General features: G+C 69.4%; 18 protein-coding genes. 9 read left to right on the plus strand and 9 right to left on the minus strand.

Features of this window, described 5'->3' with window-relative positions:
• Positions 1–269: 269 nt before the first annotated feature.
• Positions 270–713, plus strand: coding sequence for a cupin domain-containing protein (locus tag IEY36_RS00510; protein WP_188964955.1), 444 nt, complete (start codon positions 270–272; stop codon positions 711–713).
• A gap of 375 nt (positions 714–1088) precedes the next feature.
• Here IEY36_RS00510 and IEY36_RS00515 read toward each other — a convergent pair whose 3' ends face one another.
• Positions 1089–1745, minus strand: coding sequence for a glutathione S-transferase (locus IEY36_RS00515; protein WP_188964956.1), 657 nt, complete (start codon positions 1743–1745; stop codon positions 1089–1091).
• A 107-nt stretch (positions 1746–1852) separates the two neighbouring features.
• Here IEY36_RS00515 and IEY36_RS00520 point away from each other — a divergent pair, with 107 nt between their 5' ends.
• The gene (locus tag IEY36_RS00520) at positions 1853–3064 is read left to right on the plus strand and encodes a polyhydroxyalkanoate depolymerase (protein WP_188964957.1); all 1212 of its coding nucleotides are present in this window, start codon (positions 1853–1855) and stop codon (positions 3062–3064) included.
• Between the two features lie 153 nt (positions 3065–3217).
• Here the strand turns inward: IEY36_RS00520 and IEY36_RS00525 are convergent, their stop codons facing one another.
• The 3 genes from IEY36_RS00525 to IEY36_RS00535 all read right to left on the minus strand — a co-directional run bounded on the left by IEY36_RS00525 (position 3218) and on the right by IEY36_RS00535 (position 6929).
• Positions 3218–4633: a malonyl-CoA decarboxylase gene (locus IEY36_RS00525; protein WP_188964958.1), complete on the minus strand. Its 1416-nt coding sequence runs from the start codon at positions 4631–4633 to the stop codon at positions 3218–3220.
• A gap of 123 nt (positions 4634–4756) precedes the next feature.
• Positions 4757–5266 (minus strand): hypothetical protein, encoded by a 510-nt coding sequence (locus tag IEY36_RS00530; protein ID WP_188964959.1) that lies wholly within the window; start codon positions 5264–5266, stop codon positions 4757–4759.
• A 217-nt stretch (positions 5267–5483) separates the two neighbouring features.
• Positions 5484–6929: an NAD(P)H-hydrate dehydratase gene (locus IEY36_RS00535; RefSeq protein ID WP_229680994.1), complete on the minus strand. Its 1446-nt coding sequence runs from the start codon at positions 6927–6929 to the stop codon at positions 5484–5486.
• 99 nt (positions 6930–7028) lie between these two features.
• On the opposite strand from IEY36_RS00535, the gene parA reads away from it, so the two are divergent.
• From parA to IEY36_RS00550, 3 genes are read left to right on the plus strand one after another with little or no spacing between them, the layout of a single operon-like run.
• Positions 7029–7661, plus strand: coding sequence for a ParA family partition ATPase (parA, locus tag IEY36_RS00540; protein WP_188964960.1), 633 nt, complete (start codon positions 7029–7031; stop codon positions 7659–7661).
• A 1-nt stretch (position 7662) separates the two neighbouring features.
• Complete coding sequence (locus tag IEY36_RS00545; protein WP_188964961.1) at positions 7663–8124, plus strand: CopD family protein; 462 nt, start codon at positions 7663–7665, stop codon at positions 8122–8124.
• Positions 8121–8558: a GNAT family N-acetyltransferase gene (locus tag IEY36_RS00550; RefSeq protein ID WP_188964962.1), complete on the plus strand. Its 438-nt coding sequence runs from the start codon at positions 8121–8123 to the stop codon at positions 8556–8558. Before IEY36_RS00545 ends, IEY36_RS00550 begins: the two co-directional genes overlap by 4 nt.
• 751 nt (positions 8559–9309) lie before the next feature.
• Here the strand turns inward: IEY36_RS00550 and IEY36_RS00555 are convergent.
• On the minus strand, positions 9310–10218 hold the full coding sequence (locus IEY36_RS00555; RefSeq protein ID WP_188964963.1) for a DMT family transporter: 909 nt from the start codon (positions 10216–10218) through the stop codon (positions 9310–9312).
• Positions 10219–10339: 121 nt separating this feature from the next.
• Here IEY36_RS00555 and IEY36_RS00560 point away from each other — a divergent pair, with 121 nt between their 5' ends.
• The 4 genes from IEY36_RS00560 to metC are packed head-to-tail and all read left to right on the plus strand — an operon-like array spanning position 10340 to position 13765.
• The gene (locus IEY36_RS00560) at positions 10340–10981 is read left to right on the plus strand and encodes an NUDIX domain-containing protein (RefSeq protein WP_188964964.1); all 642 of its coding nucleotides are present in this window, start codon (positions 10340–10342) and stop codon (positions 10979–10981) included.
• Complete coding sequence (locus IEY36_RS00565) at positions 10981–11703, plus strand: alanyl-tRNA editing protein (protein WP_188964965.1); 723 nt, start codon at positions 10981–10983, stop codon at positions 11701–11703. Before IEY36_RS00560 ends, IEY36_RS00565 begins: the two co-directional genes overlap by 1 nt.
• A gap of 5 nt (positions 11704–11708) precedes the next feature.
• Entirely contained in the window at positions 11709–12551 is an 843-nt protein-coding gene (locus IEY36_RS00570) for a sulfurtransferase (RefSeq protein ID WP_188964966.1), read from the plus strand.
• Between the two features lie 2 nt (positions 12552–12553).
• Complete coding sequence (gene metC, locus IEY36_RS00575) at positions 12554–13765, plus strand: cystathionine beta-lyase (protein ID WP_188964967.1); 1212 nt, start codon at positions 12554–12556, stop codon at positions 13763–13765.
• Between the two features lie 317 nt (positions 13766–14082).
• On the opposite strand, the gene IEY36_RS00580 is transcribed toward metC, so the two are convergent.
• The 4 genes from IEY36_RS00580 to IEY36_RS00595 all read right to left on the minus strand — a co-directional run bounded on the left by IEY36_RS00580 (position 14083) and on the right by IEY36_RS00595 (position 15972).
• The gene (locus tag IEY36_RS00580) at positions 14083–14403 is read right to left on the minus strand and encodes a glycine zipper domain-containing protein (protein WP_188964968.1); all 321 of its coding nucleotides are present in this window, start codon (positions 14401–14403) and stop codon (positions 14083–14085) included.
• 15 nt (positions 14404–14418) lie between these two features.
• Positions 14419–14832, minus strand: coding sequence for a Rap1a/Tai family immunity protein (locus tag IEY36_RS00585; protein ID WP_188964969.1), 414 nt, complete (start codon positions 14830–14832; stop codon positions 14419–14421).
• Between the two features lie 437 nt (positions 14833–15269).
• The gene (locus IEY36_RS00590; RefSeq protein WP_229680996.1) at positions 15270–15512 is read right to left on the minus strand and encodes a YMGG-like glycine zipper-containing protein; all 243 of its coding nucleotides are present in this window, start codon (positions 15510–15512) and stop codon (positions 15270–15272) included.
• Between the two features lie 16 nt (positions 15513–15528).
• Positions 15529–15972: a Rap1a/Tai family immunity protein gene (locus tag IEY36_RS00595; protein WP_188964970.1), complete on the minus strand. Its 444-nt coding sequence runs from the start codon at positions 15970–15972 to the stop codon at positions 15529–15531.
• Positions 15973–16178: the final 206 nt, after the last annotated feature.

Raw genomic sequence — 16178 nt, forward strand, 5'->3', positions numbered from 1 at the left:
GCAAGGCGGATAGCAGCAGCAGGAACTCGATCATGGCGGGCTTGATCCGTCGGTCTCGGGTCCCGGCAGGATGCGCCATGGCGCCAGCGGCCGCGGTGCGGTGGATCACCCCCCCTCGCGAACTGCCATCCTGTTGCGCAACGCGGCAAAATGCTTGCGATCTGGTCGTACCGAGCGCGACACTGCATGCCGCGAGGAAGAGCCAATCGACGGCACAATTCCCCGGCGTCCCGGCCAGATGGCCAGGCGCCCAGCAGGAGAGCCGCGCCATGCTCGATGCGCCCGTCGTCAATCTGTTTTCCCATGTGAAATCCGGCGATGTGCCGTGGCGGACCGATGGGCTCCGCTCCTTCTTCGCCTATCGCGACCTCGGCATCGCGGCGGCGACCGGGGGGCGCGTCATCGCCCATCTGGTGCGCGCCAATGAGGCGCCGGAGAAAGGCACCGGCTGGCACACCCACCAGGCCGATTTCCACATCGTGCTGATGACCAAGGGCTGGGCCAAGTTCATGTACGAGGACCAGGTAACGCTGGTCGAAGCCGGGGACTGTGTCCATCAGCGCCCGGGGATCGTGCATTACCTGTACGATTACTCGCCCGACATGGAATATCTCGAAGTCGTCGGGCCGGCGAATTTCGGCAGCGCTGATGCGGAAGGCCCCTGCGCGGTGCCGGCCCCCGAGCCCTGGCCGGAAGGGGCGAAGGTCGGCTGACGCGCGCCGGTGCCACCGCTGGGTGCGCCGGTACCGGGCATGGCATGGCTGGGCCGGGTGGATCGAGGCGAGGCTTCGATCCGCGCGGGCGATTACGCGACGGCGCCAGGACGACCCGGCGCCGCGGGTATGCCCGTACGTGGCGCGAAGGTCGGCCGGCTGGAGCGAAACCCTGCCCCGATGCGTGAGTGCGACGGCGCGATTGCGCCACGCACACCCACCGTCGCGCCTGCGTATCACGTCACGATAAGCCGGCCGGTCGAAGGAATCAGGAAAGACTCCCGACAGCCGGACGGTTGGCATGTCTCGGAGGCCGTTTGGAACGTCTGGCTCCGGCCGGAAAACGCGCCAAACGGCGCGATTCCAAACGGGCTCTCAGAACTCGACTTCGAGCTCGGCGATCTCCTCCGGCTCGGCGGCCGCCTCGAGCGTCCATTCGGCCAAGTCCGGCCAGGCCAACACATGACGCATATAGGCCGTGGCCTTGGCGCCGAGGCTGACATCATAGGTGCGGAGCCTGGTCGCGACCGGGGCGTACATCGCATCGGCGATGGTCGGCGCGCGGCCGAACAGCCAGGGGCCGCCGCTGCGCTCCAGGCAGTCATCCCAGATCGCCTCGATCGCATCGATATCGGCGCGCGGCCCGGACCAGATGGCGAAGCCCGGCCGATGCGCCTTGAGGTTCATCGGCAGCGAGGCACGCAGCGCGGCGAAGCCCGAATGCATCTCGCCGGAGATCGACCGGCACAACGCGCGCGCGTGCCGTTCCTTGGGCAACATGCCCGCCTCGGGGCGGATCTCGTTCAGGTATTCGGCAATCGCCAGCACGTCCCACACGCGCACCCCGTCATGCACCAGGCAGGGGTAGCGGATGGAGGAGGAACGCAGCAGCAATTCCTCCCGCGCGCCCGGGTCGTCGGGAGAGATGGTTTCGGCCACGAAATCCAGCCCCGACAGGCGCGCCAGCAGGAAACCCCGCAGCGACCAGGAGGAATAATTGCGGCTGGTGATCAGGAGAGTCGCCTCGGCCATGCCGCGCTCCATGCACTGGGTGTTGCTGCAATGCGAAATCGCGGTGCAACATTAGTACCATGCGCGGATGGCGGACCAGCCATTCGGCATAGGGGTGGCTTCGAACGATGATCTACACGTTGTACGACAGCCATGCGCGCGCGCTCGCCCCCATCCGCGGCCAGGCGGAATGGCTTACCGCGGTGATGCGCGGCATCGGCGGCGAGGCTTCGCCCACGCTGCGGCGGCTGATGGCGGGCCTCGACCTGTTCTCCAGCGCGCGCATCACCCACAAGCGGCCCTCCTTCGGCCTGGAGCGGACGGTGGTGGGCAACCAGGTGGTGGCGGTCGAGGAGGAGGCGGTGCTCACCACCCCCTTCGGCACGCTGCTGCGCTTCCGCAAGGACAGCCCGGTGCGCCAGCCGCCTCTGCTGCTGGTGGCGCCGATGTCGGGCCATTTCGCCACGCTGCTGCGGCAGACCGCCGAGACGCTGCTGCCCGATTTCGACCTGCACGTGACCGACTGGCACAACGGGCGCGACGTGCCGCTCTCTGCCGGACGCTTCGGCTTCGACGATTTCGTCGAGCACATCATGCAGTACGTGCGCGCCACGGGCGATGGCGTGCACCTGCTCGCGGTGTGCCAGCCCTCGGTTGCGGTGCTGGCGGCGGCCGCGCTGATGCATGAGGACCGCGAGCCCACGCGGCCGCGATCGGTCACGCTGATGGCCGGGCCGATCGACACGCGCTTGAACCCGACCAAGGTGAACAAGCTCGCCTCGGGCAAGCCGATGGCCTGGTTCGAGAAGAACATGATTGCGACCGTGCCCTTCGGCAGCCGGGGCGCCGGGCGGCGGGTCTATCCGGGCATCACCCAGCTGACCGCCTTCATGTCGCTCAATCTTGCGCGGCATATCACGGCGCATGAGACCTACTGGCGCAACCTCGCCGGCGGGGAACGCGACGCGGCGGAGGCGCATCGACGCTTCTACGACGAGTATTTCGCGGTGATGGACCTGCCGGCAGAATTCTACCTCGAGACCGTCGAGCGTGTGTTCCAGACCCACGACCTGCCGACCGGCGCGTTGCGCTATCGCGATCGGCCGGTGCAGCCGCGCGCCATCCGCCGTATGGGGCTGATGACGGTGGAAGGCGAGAAGGACGACATCTGCGGCATCGGCCAGACGATGGCGGCGCTCGACTTGTGCTCGGCACTGCCGACGACGATGCGCAGCCATCACCTGCAGACCGGCGTCGGGCATTACGGCGTGTTTGCTGGGCGGCGCTGGCAGCACGAGATCTACCCGCGGGTGCGAGCGATGATGCAGGGATACCGGTAATTCCGTGAGCCTCAAGCGCCGGTGCACGCATCGGCGTGCCTTGCCTGGCCTGCGCGCCGCGCACCGTCACGCTGGCAGCCACTGCTGGTCTGAGTGCATACGCGCCGTGCGCTCCCGGCCCGATGCGAGGCATCGGGTCGAGGGTCATTCGCCTCATCCCCGCGCGAGTTTGCGCAGTGCCGGCGAGACCGCGCGCCGGCCCTCGCCCATGTAGAGCTCGTGGTTCTCCTCGATCCGCTCCGGATCGTAGAGGTAGTTCACCATCAGCCCGAAGGATTGCTTGTACCCGTTCTCCGAGGTGTCCGCCCGCCAGTTCAGCCGCTCGGTACGCGCGCCGTTCGATAGGTGGAAATGCGCCACCGGGTCACGCGCGCGGCCGGGGCGACCCGGGGCTTCCTCCTTCACTAGGTAGCGGGCGCAGAGGCGGCTCAGGATCGGCTCCAGCGCGCGCTGCGCTTCCTCAACCCGCAGCACGCCGCGCCGGGCGATCATGGCGCGCAGGATCTCCTCCGCAGTCGCGTCGCCGGGGACGGTTTCGGGCAGCAGCGGGGCGACGTCGCGCAGCGTCTTGCGTTCCTCATCCGTCAGCGGGCTGTCGGTGCCTGCCAGAATGGCTTCGAGCCAGCGACGATAACCTGGAATGGGAGACAATGTGCAGAACGTCTTGATATTGCGAAACTCATCGGCCAGAAGCGTTACCACTCGCTTGATCAGGAAATTGCCGAAGGAGATGCCGTCCAGCCCGCGCTGGCAGTTGTTGATGGAATAGAACACCGCGGTATCAGATTTGGCGGGGTCGAGCGTCGGCGCCTTCTGGTCGAGCAACCGCTGCACGCTGTCGGCCATGCCCTGCACCAGCGCGACCTCGACGAAGATCAGCGGTTCGTCCGGCATGCGCGGGTGGAAGAAGGCGTAGCAGCGACGGTCCGCCTTCAACCGGTTCTTGAGGTCGCGCCAGCCGCGGATGCGATGCACCGCCTCATATTCGACCAGGCGTTCGAGTTGGAGCGCCGGAGAATGCCAGTCGATCCGGCGCAACTCGAGGAAGCCGACATCGAACCAGGCGGCGAGCAGCGCCTTGAGGTCGGTCTCCAGCGCTTGCAGCAGCTTGTCGTCGTCGCGCCGGGCCATCAGCTCGGCGCGCATGTCGACGAGGAACTTCACGCCGTCCGGAATGGCGGCGAAGGCGGTCAGCAGGCGGATGCGCGGTGGTTCCAACGCGCGACGCAGGCGGGCGGTAGCCACGGCGCGCTCAGCCACGTCGGCGGCGGCGGCGACCGCTTCCATCGCCTGGGCGACGGCCGCCGGGTCGGAGTCGAAGGAGGCCAACGCGTGCAGGAAATCGCTGCGGCCGGTCTCATCCAGGGTGCGATAGGCCTCGGCAAGGCTCGCCGCGCGGTTGCGGGCCGAGACCTCGCCGCCGCGCGCGTCGAGAGCGTCGCGCAGCCGGGCGGTGATGTCGGCGACCTCGCCGTTCGAACCAACGACGGAGGCCATGTCGCGCCACAACGACGAGACGCGGCGCAATGCGCGATCGAGCAATCCGGCCTGGACGGCGATTTCCTGCATACCCCACCCCGTTCGTGACTGCCTGAAACTTACGGAAACAGATGGTGAAATGCCAGTGTCGTCGTGCGGGCTGTCGTAGGCGTGACCCGCTCGTCGGTCAGAGAGAAAAGGGCGCCGCCGCGGTCACGACAATGCCCCCTGGCGGCCCGGCCGCCGCCGGTCGTCGTGGAAGACCAATCTGCCCTTGCCGATACCCAGCAAGGCGGCGCGTACACTCGATACCACGCTGGAGGTTTCCGATTCACTGCGCGGCGCGGGCGCCGGGGCGCGCATCGCCACATTGGCGACGGCGGCCTCGGCGACGGCCGCGACGCGCGGGGCGGGCGCCGGCTTCGGGGCCGGCCCGGCCAGCGCGATGGTGCTGGCCGTCGGGGCGGGCTTGGCGGTAACCGCGGTGGGCGTGGTCAGCGGCGCCGGCGCGGCGGCGCTGGCTAGGTGGATGACCTCCCCGCTGGCTCGGTCGGGTTCGGCGCCCTGCGGTGCGTCGAGGCCGGTGGCAAACGAAGGCTGCGGGTCATACAGCGCCAGCAACCGGCGAATGGCCTCAAGCCGCTGGAACGCCTTCGACGCGCGAAGCTCGGCGACGATCGGACGCTCCTCCAGGTGGAGTACCGAAACAAGATTGCTGCCCAATTACCCCTCGACCACCCCTTGCTGGGCCGGAGGTTACGTCTACAGAAATAGTGAATTCAACACAGTATGCGCCAAAGATCTCAGAATTCCTCTACTACTGCATTTAGTGCCCGTGAGTTGTGTGAAATTACCATATCTTGTCGCGTCTGGACCTTCCAGTAGGCCGCGGCCCGCGCCATCGGCAGAGCCGACCACCAAAATACGCAGCATGAGATTATTAATGCGACTGACCCGTAGCAGCTACCGCCAGCGCCGCGGGAATGGCCCCCGGCAGGTCCTCGGCCAGCAGGCCGGCACCACAGCGGAACGCCGCCTCGCCATGCAGCCAGGCAGCCGCGGCGGCGGCCTCGAAGGGCGGCATGCCGGCCGCCAGCAGCGCGGCAATGATGCCGGCCAGCACATCCCCGCTGCCCGCCGTGGCCAGCCAGGCTGGCGCATGGCGGTTGATCGCCGCCCGGCCGTCCGGCGTGGCGACCACGGTGTCCGGGCCCTTCAGCAGCACGACCGCGCCGGTCAGCGCAGCCGCGCGGCGGGTGGCGGCCAGCCGGTCTCCGCCGATCGCGCCAAACAGCCGGGTGAATTCGCCCTCATGCGGCGTCAGCACGGCGGCCCCGCGCAGCCGCACCGGCTGGCCCGCCGCCGCGGCGAGCGCCCCGGCATCGGCGACCACCATGCGCCCGGCGGCGAGGATCATCGCCAGCGTGTCGAGCGTCGCGGCCTCCGCCGGGAGGCCGGGGCCAACCACCCAGACCGCGCGGCGCGGGTCCGCCAGCAGCGCAGCGCAGCCGGCCTCGCTGACGATCAGGCCCGGTGCGCCGCCCCGCAACACATCGCCGCTGGCGCGGTCGGGCGCGAGCAGCGTCACCAGCCCCGCCCCGGCCCGCCGCGCGCCGGCGCCGGCCAAACGTGCGGCCCCGGTCATCCCCGCGCCGGCCAGGATGGTGACGTGGCCGCGGCTGTATTTGTGCGCCGAGGGGCCAAGTGCGGGCAGCCGCCACAGGCCCGGCGCCGCCGCCCAGCACCGCGGCGCCACACCCGCCAGAACGCTCGCCGGCAGACCGATATCGGCGACCAGCACCTCGCCGCAGCGTTCGCGCCCGGGCATCAGCCAATGGCCCGGCTTGGCGCGAAAGAAGGTGACCGTCAGCGCGGCGTGGGGCGCGAAGCCCCTCACCTGCCCGGTCGCGCCGTCGAGGCCCGAGGGCACATCCACCGCCAGCACCGGCCCGCCGGCAGCGGCGAGCGTCTCGGCCACCAGCCCCTCGACCGGCCGGGCGAGTCCGGCGCCGAACACCGCGTCGATCACCAGGCCGGCGCGCGCGGCCTCGGCCGGGGCGAAGGGCAGCATCGCGCCGCCCCAGCGCGCCGCCGCACCGGCCGCATCGCTGCCGGGCCGGGGCGGCGCCAGCGCGGCGACCGCGACCGGCCAGCCGGCCTGATTGAGCAGCCGCGCCGCGACATACCCATCCCCGCCATTATTGCCCGGCCCGGCCAGCACCAGCGTCCGGCAGGGGCGAAACCGGCGCATCGCGGCGCGGGCGACGGCGCGGCCGGCGGCGGCCATCAGGCGCTCGCCGGAGATGCCGGCGGCGATGGCGGCGGCGTCGGCGCGGGCCATTTCCTCGGGGGTCAGCAGGGCGAGATGGCCGGGGGCGGGTTCCATGCCGGGAGCATCCGCGCCCGCGCGGCGGTGAACAAGGCATCAGACGGATGGCGATGGAGTGCGGTCTGCTATGCTCATGCGGCATTTCAGGAGTCGCGCATGGCCTATGTGATCGCCGTGGCGCAGCGCAAGGGCGGCGCGGGCAAGTCCACCATCGCCGCCAACCTCGCCACGGCCTTCGCCGAGGAAGGCCGCCGCGTCGCGCTGCTCGACATCGACCCGCAGCATTCCCTGCAACGATGGGACGCGCTGCGCGGCCAGTCTTCCAAGGCGAGGCCGCTGCATTTCGAGGCGCCGACGGGCTGGCGGGTGCCCGGCGTGCTCGACCGCCTGCGGCGCGACCAGGACATCGTGCTGCTGGATACCGCGCCGCATGACGACACCGATGCGCGCGTCGCGATCCGCTCGGCCGACCTCGTGCTGGTGCCGTTGCAACCCTCCGCGGCCGATCTGTGGTCGATGGACGGCACGCTCGACCTCGCCAAGAAAGAAGGGCGGCAGGTCGCGCTGGTGCTCAACCGCGTGCCCTCGGCGGGCAAGCTGCGCGAACAAATCACCGCGATGATCCAGGAACGCGGCCTGCCGTTGCTTGACCCGGTGCTGGGCAACCGCACCGCCTTCGCGCAGGCCTTCATGGCCGGGCTGGGCGCGGTGGAATCGGCACCGAAAGGTGCGGCGGCGGGCGAGGCGCGCGCGCTGGCGGCGGCGCTAGCCGCCCTGAAAAGGGATTGAGATGGCGACGTTGCTCTATGTCGCGCATGTGTTGTGCGTGGTGGTCTGGGTCGGCGGGATGGTCTTCGCCATGGCGGTGCTGCGCCCAGCCGCGCATGCGGCGCTGGAAGGCCCGCAGCGTCTGGCGCTGATGGAAGGCGTCTTCCGCCGCTTCTTCCGCCTGCTGTGGCACGTCGTGCCGCTGGTGCTGCTCAGCGGCTGGGGCATGCTGTTCGGCTGGTATTGGGGCTTCGGCGCCAGCATATGGCATGTGCATTTGATGCATACGACCGGGCTGGTGATGGCCGGCATCTTCGTCTTCGTCGCGTTGGTGCCGTGGCGTCGGATGAGGGCGGCGCTGGCGGCCGGCAATGGCCCGGCGGCGGCGGCGGCGCTCGACACGATACGGAAAGGTGTGTTGGTGAACATGGTGATCGGACTGGCGACCGTGGCCGTCGCCACCTGGGGACGCTTCGGCGGATGAGCACGGCACTGCGCGATGGCATCGAGATCGTCGAGGACGCCGCCCCGGAATTCGAGGCGGTGGGCGCGATCCAGCGCGGCCTGCACGATTTCAACCAGGCGATGGGCGGCCCCTATGACCGCGAGCCGGTGACGCTGCTGGTGCAGGATGCCGAGGGCAAGTCGCTCGGCGGACTGCTCGGCCTGACCTTCTGGGGCTGGCTGTTCATCGACTGGCTGTGGCTCGCGCCGGAGATGCGCGGCAAGGGGGTCGGCGCCGAATTGCTGCTGCGCGCCGAGGCGGTGGCGCGCGAGCGTGGCTGCACCAACGCCTATACGGACACCTTCTCCTTCCAGGCGCCGGGCTTCTGGCAGCGCAATGGCTATGTGGAGTTCGGCCGGCTCGACGGCATGCCGGCGGGGCATGCGCGGGTGTGGTTCCGCAAGGTGCTATAGCCCGGGCGAGTCCTATCCATGCCACGCAGTCGCCCGACGCGGTGAACGTGGCCCGTCGCCCTCCCAAGCGAGCGGGGGAGGCGACGTCGCATCGGTGAATGACGTTCGTGCAGGAACTGGGCCGCTCAAGGCCGCGCGGCATCGGTGCAGGCGCGCGGCGCTACCGGTACGCTAGCCGCAGGCCAAGGTCAGTCAGTGCCGGTGACCGTCCAGCAGTGCGATGACGGCATGCATCGAGCGCGCCAATTCATCGGCATCGTCGTTGCACCGTGACGCAGCCGCCTGCTCTGCCGACGCCGTCGCCAGAACGGATTTCGGCGACGGGAACGAGCCGCCGCTCAGATTTGGGCCTGATCCGTTTGAGGTTTCCATGGGCGGAAGGGATACGTCACTTCGGGGAATAACCGTCCGTCAAAACTGCATCAAAAGCGATACTATGGGCATCTTTGCGACGCGTGGTTGCATGCAAACGCCGTAAATCGTCTCAATTTTCATGTCATTTCCCCCGTTTCCTATGCCGAGCCGGTGCCTTCCGGCGGGAACATGCGCCAAGCGCCACCAAAGGGCGAAAGCCAGCACGTCGCCCGACCGTACCGGGCGAGCAGTGCCCATGCCTCGGTCCGATCTCCGGGGCGCCCGTGACGGCGATCCCGGCCGCCACGCCGGCGGAGCTCCTGGACCCGGGCACCGACATGCGGGGCGATGGCCCGTGACCCCTGCGCGGACGGCAGCGGGCCTTGCGGCGGCGCGGCTATCGCCGCACGCCCAGCGTCACCTCTCGGTGCCAGATATAGAGGCCCGCGCCCACCAGCACCGCCATCCCGGCGAAGTCCCACCCCTCTGGCAATTCGGCCCAGATGAAGGCGCCGAGCGCGGTGGTCCAGACAATGCCCGAGTATTCGAAGGGGGCGAGCAGCGTCGTCTCCCCGGTGCGATAGGCGACCGTCATCAGCACCTGCGCCAGCGCCGAGACCAGGCCGATGCCGGCCAGCAACGCCCATTCGACCGGCGTCGGCCAGACCCAGACCGGCACCGCGGCGATCCCGGCCAGCACCGCCGAGCCCGCCGCGAACCAGAAGACGATGGCGACCGCGCTCTCGCCAGCCTCGCCCATTTTGCGGATAGTGATCATCGCCAGCGCCCAGCCGACCGAGCCCAGCAGGCAGAGCGTCACGGCAAGACCCGCATCGCGCATGCCCTCGCCGCCCGGGCGGACCATCATGACCACGCCAAGGAAGCCGACCAGCACCGCCATGCCTCGCCGCCAGCCGACCCTGTCGTTCAGCAGCGGCACCGAGAGCACGGTGAGGAACAGCGGCATGGTGAAGCCGAGCGCGGTGACCGTCGCGATCGGCAGGTGAACGTAGCCGTAGAAGGCGCCGACCATGCCCATCAGCCCGAACAAGGTGCGCGCGGCGTGGCTCATGGGGTTACGCGTCGCCAGGCCGGCGAGGCCGCCGCTGGCCAGCACCACCGGCAACAGGGCCGGCAGCGCGAAGGCATTGCGGAATAGGATGACCTCGGCGACCGGGATGCGTCCGCCGATCGCCTTGGCGAAGGCGGCCGACAGCGCGAAGGTCGCCGAGGCGATCAGCAGCAGGATGATGCCCCGCCGCTGGGCACGCGCGCGCGCCTGCGGGTCCGCCCCGATATCGCTCATGGGTGCCGCCGGGTCCTGGCGTGGCCGCCGTGGCGGACCTGTTCTATCACGCGCCGCACCCCTTCCCGGACCGGTCCGGTGCATGGACGGACTCGGCCGCCAAGGCTAGGGTCCGGCCTTCATGAGCGCCAGACCTCCCAAGGCGAAGCCCATCCCCGATTTTCCCGGCCTGACGGTTCTCGCGGACGAGGTGGTCTGGGACGGGCGGTTTCCGCTGCAACGCGTCCGCTTCCGCCACCGTCGCTTCGACGGCGACGAAGGCGGCGTGCTCACCTGGGAATTGGTTCGCCGCGGCGGGGCGGTGGCGATCCTGCCCTGGGACCCCTGGACCGATCGCGTCGCGCTGATCGAACAATTCCGCCTGCCGGCGCTCGCCGCCGGGATGGATCCGGTGATGACCGAATGCCCGGCCGGCCTGCTCGAGGCCGATGAGGACCCGGCCGAGGCGGCGCGGCGCGAATTGGCCGAGGAGACCGGCCTCGTCGCCGACCGGCTGATGCGGATCGGCCGCTACATCCTCAACCAGGGCAACAGCGACGAGGTGATCACGCTGTTCCTCGCTCGCACGCGGCTGGGCGAAGCCGGCCATGTCGGCACCCACGGCCTGCAGAGCGAGCATGAAGACATCCGCCTGATGGTGCTCGATGCCGATGAGGCGATCGCCATGTTCGACGACAACCGCATCGCCAATGCGACCGGCGCGCTGTGTCTGGCGCAGTTCGCCCGTCGGCGCGCGGGCCTGCTGAAGGAGTGGAGAGACTGATGCCGACGGAACTCGCCTATCGTGACGACGCCTATGCGCGGGAGATCGGCGCGCGCGTCGTCTCCGCCGCGGCCGAGGGCATCGTACTCGACCGCACCGTGTTCTATGCACGCGCCGGCGGCCAGCCGGGCGATGCCGGCGTATTGCGCTGGGCCGGTGGCGAGATGGCCGTGGGCGAGGCCATCAAGGGGCCGGACGACACCGTGTTGCATGTGCCCGTCGCGGGCGCATCGCTGCCGCCGGAAGGTGCCGAGGTGACCGCGGTGCTCGATTGGGAGCGCCGGTATCGCTTCATGCGCCTGCACACGACGATGCATCTGCTGTGCAGCCTGATCCCCGGTGCCGGGGTGACGGGCGGGCAGATCGCGGTGGAGAAGGCGCGGCTCGATTTCGACCTGCCGGAACCGCCGACCAAGGAAAGCCTGACCGAGAAGCTGAACGCGCTGGTCGCGGCCAACCATCCGGTGACAGACAACTGGATCACCGACGCGGAGTTGGATGCCAATCCGGGCATGGTGCGCACGCTGTCGGTGCAGCCGCCGCGCGGGTCGGGGCGCATTCGCCTAGTGCGCATTGGCGGCGATGGCGCGCCGGTGGATCTGCAGCCCTGCGGCGGGACGCATGTGCGCGCCACCGGGGAGATCGGGCGCGTCGAAGTGAGCAAGATCGAGAACAAGGGCAAGGCGAACCGGCGCGTGACGCTGGTGCTCGCCGGGGAGTAAGGCCGATGGAATCGCTGGTTTCAACCGAGTGGCTGGCTGGGGAATTGGGCAAGCCGGATCTCGTGGTGTTCGACTGCTCGACCTTCCTGCCGGGCGAGCCGGGCAACAAGCACGACGCCTTCCGCGCCGCGCATATTCCCGGTGCGCGGCTGTTCGACATCGACAAGATCGCCGATGACGAGACCGACCTGCCTCATATGGTGCCGACGCCGGCGAAGTTCGCGCGCCTGATCGGGGCGCTGGGCGTCTCGAACGACACGCGGGTGGTGTTCTACGACCAGCACGGGTTGCGGTCCTCGCCGCGTGGCTGGTGGATGATGCGGCTGTTCGGGCATGACAAGGTCGCCGTGCTCGATGGCGGGCTCCCGGCCTGGAAGAAGGAAGACCGCCCCGTCGAGAGTGGCGAGGCCCCTGCCCCAGCGCCCGCGACCTTCGTGCCGGATTTCCGCGCGTCGATGCTGAAGGGCATCGGCGACATCAAGCAGATCGTGGCCGATGGCTCGGCGCTGATCCTCGATGCGCGGGCCAAGGGGCGGTTCGATGGCACCGCGGCCGAACCACGCGCCGGACTGCCCTCCGGCCACATGCCCGGGGCCGGCAATGTGCCGGTGAGCGAGATGGCCGGCCCGGATGGGCTGATGAAGGACCCGGCGACGCTGCGCGCCATCTTCGCGGCGGCAGGGGCGACTGGCGGCAGGCCGGTCGTGACCTCCTGCGGCTCCGGCGTAACCGCCTGCGTCATCGCCTTCGGCATGGTGCGTGCCGGCCTCGCTGAACCGGCCGTCTACGACGGCTCCTGGACTGAATGGGCGTCCCGCCCCGAAACCATCAAGGAAAAGACGGCCTGACCATGCCAGACGACGCCCCAAAGATGACCAACCCGCACGCCACCCAGGGTTTCGCTACCCGCATGTCGCATGCCGGCCGCGCCGGCACGCATGCCCATGGCTTCGTCAATCCGGCCGTGCATCGCGGCTCGACCGTGCTGATGCCGAACGTGCGGGCGCGCAAGGAGTTCGCCAAGGACCGCTACAATCGCGTGATGACCTACGGCACCGCCGGCGGTCCGACCCATTACGCGCTTGAGGACGTGATCTGCGAGATCGAGGGCGGCACGCGCTGCGTGCTGGTCGGCACCGGCCTTGCCGCCGTCACGGTGCCGCTGATGGCGTATCTGAAGGCCGGCGAGCATTGCCTGATGCCCGACAGCGTCTATGGCCCCGGGCGCAACATCGCCACCGGGCTCATGACCGCCTATGGCATTGAGACGACCTTCTACGACCCGACGATCGGTGAGGCGGAAATCGCCGCGCTGATGCGGCCCAATACGAAGGTCGTCTACACCGAGAGCCCCGGCTCCCACACCTTCGAACTCCAGGACATCCCTGCCATTGCGCGCGCCGCCCATGCCGGCGGGGCCAAGGTGCTGATGGACAATACCTGGGGCATTCACAATTTCATGCCGTTCCAGCACGGCGTGGATGTGTCGATCCAGGCCCTGACCAAGTATGTCGGCGGGCATTCGGATGTGCTGCTCGGGTCGATCACCACGAATACCGAGGAAGACTATCTGATCATCCGCAACGCGGCGGGGCAGATGGGGCATTTCGCCGCGCCGGACGATTGCTGGCTGGCGCTGCGCGGGGCGCGGACCATGCCGGTTCGGCTGAAGCACCAGGAACAGAGCGGGCTGGCCGTGGCGCGCTGGTTCGAGGGCCGGCCGGAGATCCAGCGCGTGCTGCATCCGGGGCTGCCCTCGCACCCCCAGCATGCGCTGTTCAAGCGGGACTTCACGGGGTCTTGCTCGCTGTTCGGGATCGTGTTCCAGCCTCGCTACACCGAGGCGGAGGTGTTCGGCTTCATCGACAGCCTGGCGCTGTTCGGGATCGGCGCCTCCTGGGGCGGGTTCGAGAGCCTGGCGCTGCCGACCACGGGCTTCATCACCCGCACGGCGACCAGCGATGACCTCGGCGGCTTCACCGTGCGCATCCATATCGGGCTGGAGGATGTGGGCGACCTGATCGCCGACCTGGAACAGGGGCTGGCGACGCTGCCGAAGTGAACGGGTTGGAGGGGGAATGCCCCCTCCACGCCCACCTCTGCCGCGGTAAGCCTTTGGGAAATCACACTGTAAGATCTTAGGAATTTAGACTTTTAAGCGCTTCGGGCGCGCGAGATCCGGTGACGCTCGCGATATTGAGAACGTATCACGAACATCGATTGGCGTCCATCGTTTGGGCGCCTGACCTTGGGGCCGAGAGCCGCTCTCGGCGCCCATCCGGCCCGCGATGCAAAGCACCAAGTATCGGTGTCCAGACGCCTTAGGCCTTTGGTGGGGTGGTTTGGAGGGGCAACGCCCCTCCATGGCGCTCTTCACTCTCAGTTCGACGTACGGGCCTGCCGTTCGCCGCTCTGCACGCCGCGCTGATAGGCGGCGTCGAGCTGCTGCTGGCGCCGTTCGGCTGCCTGGCGTTCGGCGACCTCGTGCTGGTTCCACAGATAGCCGCCGACGACGCCGACACCCGCGCCGATCAGCGCGCCGACGCCGGCATTGGCGGTGAAGGAACCGATCGCGGCGCCGGCCAGCGCGCCGCCGGCGCCACCGATCAGCACGTCACGCCCGCCCGGCGTCATCGAATCACCCGAGCAGCCGCCAAGACCAAGGGCCAGGGCGGCGGGAAGCAGGACCATCTTGCGCATGTTGGGTTCTCCGTCTCAGCGCGTGCCGCGGCGCGCGGGCGGCTGCGGGCATGGATAGGTGGCGACGAACCAGCGGCCGAGGCCGTCCACGGCCAGTTCGTTCGCGGTCTGCGGGTTGGCCTGTGCCCAGGCGGCGAAGCCGGCGGCGGCCGCAGCCCCGGTCGGCGGCGGATTGGGCACGCAGAAGAGCGGGCGGAAACGGGTGCCGGGCTGCGTCATCACGGCGTGGTATTGCGCGAAGCCGCCGATGAAGCCGCGGCACAGCCCGTTCGCCTCGGCGAAATTGGCCGCGGTCGCCGGTGTGGCGCAGAGCGCGGCGAGTTCGGCCACCGTGGCGGTGTTCGAGCCGCGCACGGCGGGCGGCGTCTGGGCCATGGCCGGCGCGGCAGCCAACAGGGCCGCCGCCGTGAGGATGGTCTTGAGGCGCATGTCGGTCTTGTCCTTCCGTCGCGCGATTGGCGGCCCGGGCGAGACTCGGGCGGCGGACGCAGTGTCCAACGTGGCGGAAGGGGACGGCAACGGGGAAGCAGCGCGGGTTGTGCCGGAGCGCCGGGTTGGGCGCCGCCACTGGTGCCGGGGGCGCTGGTTCCTGAGTGACGGAACCGAGCGGCGCTCTGTCCCTCTCAGGCTCTCCCCATCGCGGGAAGCGGTTGACGTTGCGAAGCAAGGCCGATGGAAGCGCACCGCACCTCGGTCAGGATGGGTGCCAAGACCCGCCCTTGTGCAGGAGGCGCACCCTGCCCGTGCCCCAAGCCAAAAGACGGCATTCCAAATGCCACTGGCATTTGGCGGGGTGTTCGAGGGGCGGCGCCCCTCGACCTTCCTCGGCGCGACGGAGGGAGATCCCTCCCCCCCCCCCTCACCCCTTACTGCGACGAACGCTGGCGGGAGTTGCTGATCGCATAGCCGCTGACGCCGCCGACGCCGGCGCCGATCAGCGCGCCCCAACCGGCATTGCCCGACAGCGAGCCGATGGCCGCGCCGCCCAAGGCGCCGATGCCGGCCCCCGTGGCGGTGCCGCGCTGGGTCTCGCTCATGCCTTCGCAGCCGGCGAGGCCGATGCCGAGGAGCAGGATGGCGGCCATCCGGAATGGCTTGTTCATCGTCATGACGTTCTCCTTCCGCTCAGCGGCGACGCCGCGCGGCGGGTGCGGCGGCACAGGGGTAGGTGGTGGCGGCGAAGCGCAGCACGCCCTCGGCGGCGCGAGCGCCGGAATATTGCTGGTTGGCCGCGGCCCAGGAGACGAATTCCGCGGCGACCTGGTCCAGCGTTGGCGTCTGCGCCGGCAGGCAGAAGACGGGCCGCTGGGCATGCTGGCCGGAGGTGTAGAGCGCGTGGGTCTGCCCGACCGTGACGAGCGCCGCGAAGCAGGCCGGGCGCAGCGCCATGGCGTTGGCGTTGTCGGCAGCCGGGCCGCAGAGCCGGGCGAGGTCGGCCGTGGTGAAGCTGGCGGGCGCGCCGCCGGCGGCCTGCCCTTGGGCAAGGGCGGGCGTGGTGACGATGGCGCCGGCGAGGGCGATGGCAACCGTGCCCCGCCGCAGCATCCGGGTGAGCGTGGTGGAAAGCATGACGGTGTTGTCCTCCTGGCCCGGGCCGGGATGGCCCTCGGTTCAACTGGTCTTGCTGCGGATGGTTACGACCTATCGGGCACTGTGCAATGACACAGCGCAAGCCGGCGGGACGGATACGGTAGACGCGGGACGCAGGGACAAGCCCAGGGATGGATAAGGCCACCCATGCTCATTGCGCGCCTTAAGACAGCCCAGATATTCCT

Origin of the sequence: Neoroseomonas lacus, from assembly GCF_014644535.1 — a bacterium.
Taxonomy (GTDB): Bacteria; Pseudomonadota; Alphaproteobacteria; order Acetobacterales; family Acetobacteraceae; genus Neoroseomonas; species Neoroseomonas lacus.